The organism is Microvirga tunisiensis (assembly GCF_009296175.1).
Taxonomy (GTDB): Bacteria; Pseudomonadota; Alphaproteobacteria; order Rhizobiales; family Beijerinckiaceae; genus Microvirga; species Microvirga tunisiensis.
Window position 1 is genome coordinate 1 of the sequence record NZ_VOSK01000546.1, and the last position, 2,947, is coordinate 2,947.

The window sequence follows — 2,947 nt, forward strand, 5'->3', positions numbered from 1 at the left end:
GAACAAGAGCATCCGGGAGTGGACCGAGCTGCTGGCCGGCGACGAGGTGCTGGCCACGGCCATCCTCGACCGCCTGCTGCACCGAGCGCATGTTCTCAACATCAAGGGGCGCAGCTATCGCCTGCGGGATCTGGAGGAGGCTCTCCAGCGGGCTCACGCTTGAGCCGTCGTAAAACTGGATGTCGCCTTATCTCGTAAATCTCGGTGTCGCTTGACAAGGCGCAGGATGGCCTTGGGATACGACGCCAGTTTATCCGTCGTGATGGAGGACGGTGGATAGTGGCTCATGGCCTTTATGGCTTTACGCAGGAAACGATAAGCGGCGGTGGTATTACGGCGATCGGACAGCATGAAGGCGATCAACCGGCCGTGCTTGTCGACGGTGCGAAACAAGTATTTCCACTTGCCTCCTACGCGGACGTAGGTCTCGTCCACTCTCCAGGAGCCTGAGCGAGGTCCCTGGTAGGGTCTTATCTGCTTCTTGATCTCTGGAGCATAGCGCTGAACCCAACGGAAGATCGTGGATGGATCAACGGCGACACCGCGTTCGGACATCATCTCGGCGAGATCGCGATAGCTGATGCCATACTTGCAGTACCAGCGCACGCACAGCAGGATGATCGTGACCGGAAAGCGGCGGCGCTTGAACAGAGACAACAGGACGGCTCCTCGAATGGCCGCCCCGGATTACACTGCCGAGGTTAATGCAACAGTGCCGCTTTGTGAGAGTGCTGCCGACGTGCTCGCAGCACTTGCTTCAACCTTGGGGTATCCTCTTAATGCACGAAGAGCGCTGTCACCAGCGCCCTTTGTTGAGTTCATCCATTTCGTAGCAGCGCCGAATCTCAGGATCATCTCGGAGTAAGGTCAGACCTCACGAACACCCCATTCGTCACGCGCCTGAGCACCAGTACGGTTGAGGACCACCTTGCCGTCTTCAATTGCCTCGACCGTATCAACATGGAGGTAGTGGTGCTCGCCGCTTGCTGCAGCATCTGTCTTCGCCAGCTTGATGCGCTGTCCTTCAACATGATCAACCGTGCCCACATGCTCGTGGTCAGAGCCGACCACTTCCATGTGCTCTGTGATCTGGGATACGTCTGTCATTGACGTTTCAACTCAAGCGGGGAAGATCTGCGCCGAGTGGCTTCTAGGCTGCCTCAGCGTTGACGCGAGCTTCAGCGAGACGAGTGAGAAGCTCGTCCGTTTCCTTCTCCTCTTGGAGCGTCTGGTCGAGCAGGGTCACAGCTTCAGGCAAACCAAGCTGCCCTGCCCACGTCTTGAGCGTCCCGTAACGGGTGATCTCGTAATGCTCGACTGCCTGAGCGGACGACAGAATGCCTGCATCTAAAGCAGGACTATCGGCAAAGTCCTCCATGATCTCCTTGCTCTCCTCGATGATGCCGTTGATGGCCTCACACTGCACGCCGCGAGCCGGTTTTCCCAAAAGTTCGAAGATCTGCTCGAGGCGCTCAATCTGGCCCTGGGTCTGCTCGCGATGGGTTTCGAACGCGGCTTTGAGTTCTTCAGAAGCGGCATTTTTCGCCATCTTGGGCAGTGCTTTTAGGATCTGCTTCTCGGCGTAGTAGATGTCCTTGAGGGTATGGAGGAAAAGATCGTCCAGGGTCTTCCCTTTAGCGGCCATAATCGGTCCTTTCGTGATTGGACAGAAGAAGGGCAAAGCCTCGCCCTTCTTCGTTCGTCGTTATCGCGACGCCTTGTAGAGCTTGGTGGCGATCTCGAACATCTCCTCCGGAGCATAATCCGGGGTGAAGGCCGAAGGGACGCCCGTGAGTTGATGGATCTTGCCACCGTCCGGCATGCCATCCACCACGGTCAACTCGCCCGGAGGATCGTCCGGCAGGGCAACCTCGCCGTTGCCCCAGATGCCCGCCATCTCCTTGTAGTCGTCCGGGCTGAAGGTGTAGAGCCGCCGGTGCGAGCCTTCGTCTAGATACTTCTGGCATTCCGGGATGTTGCCGAGCGGGATGTTCGGAGTCGGCAGCATCTTCTCAATCTCGACGCCCGTGATCTTCTTCAGTGCCAAGGCATAGGCATGGGCGTGGACGGAGCCGCGAACGAGGAGGTAACCGCAGACTTCGCGGCCTGTTGGGTCTGTCAGCGTCTCGTAGACGCGTAGCTTGTGCAGCCTTGCGCCACACTCAAGGTGGAAGTTGTGCAGGAGATCCAGCACGACGTTTCCGGTCGTGGTGATGAAGTCATTGTTCCAGGACTGGCCATTGCTGTTCACCGGCATGGCGCCACCACCACCCGACAGGAACGCCGCAGCCAGGCGGATGTCCTTCATGTCCTCGAACGGAGCGCCCGAAATATCGCCTCCATCCTCCTCGTCACCGTCATTGTCGGGGCCGTTGTTCAGCATGGCGACGCCATTGCTGACCAGCTCCACATGGCCAAGCTCTTCCGCCGTGATGGCAGCCACCAGGCTGTAAAAGGGACGCAGCTTGCTCTTGCTGCGGAAGTTGAAGCTCTGGAACATGTAGTTCCCGAGCGTCGACATCTCGCCGTACTTGCCACCCAGCAGTTCCTGGAGAGCAGCGGCGGCGTTCGGATCCTGCCGCAAGGGCGCAGGCAGTTCGACTTGCAGCTTATCAACGCGCAAGAACATTCGGGCTCTCCAGTTTTACGGGGGTACCGGGGCCAACGGGGGAGCGGTGCGTAGGTTCCAGGATTTGACAGCCTGGCGAGGACGGGCGAGGCATTGGGAATGCTATCGCCCTCCGGTTAACCATGCGCTAACCGTGTTTTGCACAAGAGGCTCGACGGAGGCGCAAACCGTTGCTGCGTCAGGAACTGCCGGGCTCGCCCCGGACTTTTCCACACGTGCCGGGTTCAATGGTGACCGGCGAACTTCCCCAACCGAGGTTGTCCCATGCGGCTTGCTTTCGCAGTTCTTGCGACGTCTCTCGTCGCGTCTTCATCCGCC

General features: G+C 58.8%; 4 protein-coding genes and 1 pseudogene. 1 reads left to right on the plus strand and 4 read right to left on the minus strand.

Going from position 1 to position 2,947, the window contains the following annotated elements; genetic code table 11:
- Positions 1-142, plus strand: a pseudogene (locus FS320_RS40990) (ATP-binding protein); the annotation flags it as partial.
- An 11-nt stretch (positions 143-153) separates the two neighbouring features.
- On the opposite strand, the gene FS320_RS40995 reads toward FS320_RS40990, so the two are convergent.
- The 4 genes from FS320_RS40995 to FS320_RS41010 all read right to left on the minus strand — a co-directional run bounded on the left by FS320_RS40995 (position 154) and on the right by FS320_RS41010 (position 2,629).
- Positions 154-657 carry an IS6 family transposase gene (locus tag FS320_RS40995; RefSeq protein WP_162003588.1) on the minus strand — a complete coding sequence of 168 codons (504 nt, stop codon included), beginning with the start codon at positions 655-657 and terminating at the stop codon, positions 154-156.
- Positions 658-867: 210 nt separating this feature from the next.
- Entirely contained in the window at positions 868-1,107 is a 240-nt protein-coding gene (locus FS320_RS41000) for a DUF2171 domain-containing protein (RefSeq protein ID WP_152718291.1), read from the minus strand.
- 43 nt (positions 1,108-1,150) lie between these two features.
- Positions 1,151-1,645, minus strand: a complete 495-nt coding sequence (locus tag FS320_RS41005) for a YciE/YciF ferroxidase family protein (RefSeq protein ID WP_152718293.1) — start codon at positions 1,643-1,645, stop codon at positions 1,151-1,153.
- Between the two features lie 60 nt (positions 1,646-1,705).
- Positions 1,706-2,629 carry a manganese catalase family protein gene (locus tag FS320_RS41010; protein ID WP_152718295.1) on the minus strand — a complete coding sequence of 308 codons (924 nt, stop codon included), beginning with the start codon at positions 2,627-2,629 and terminating at the stop codon, positions 1,706-1,708.
- Positions 2,630-2,947: the final 318 nt, after the last annotated feature.

What these genes read in the sequence shown, in the direction of transcription:
- FS320_RS41000 (WP_152718291.1), bottom strand. Translation starts at nt 1,107, where the DNA reads ATGACAGACGTATCCCAGATCACAGAGCACATGGAAGTGGTCGGCTCT.
- FS320_RS41005 (WP_152718293.1), bottom strand. Translation starts at nt 1,645, where the DNA reads ATGGCCGCTAAAGGGAAGACCCTGGACGATCTTTTCCTCCATACCCTC.
- FS320_RS41010 (WP_152718295.1), bottom strand. Translation starts at nt 2,629, where the DNA reads ATGTTCTTGCGCGTTGATAAGCTGCAAGTCGAACTGCCTGCGCCCTTG.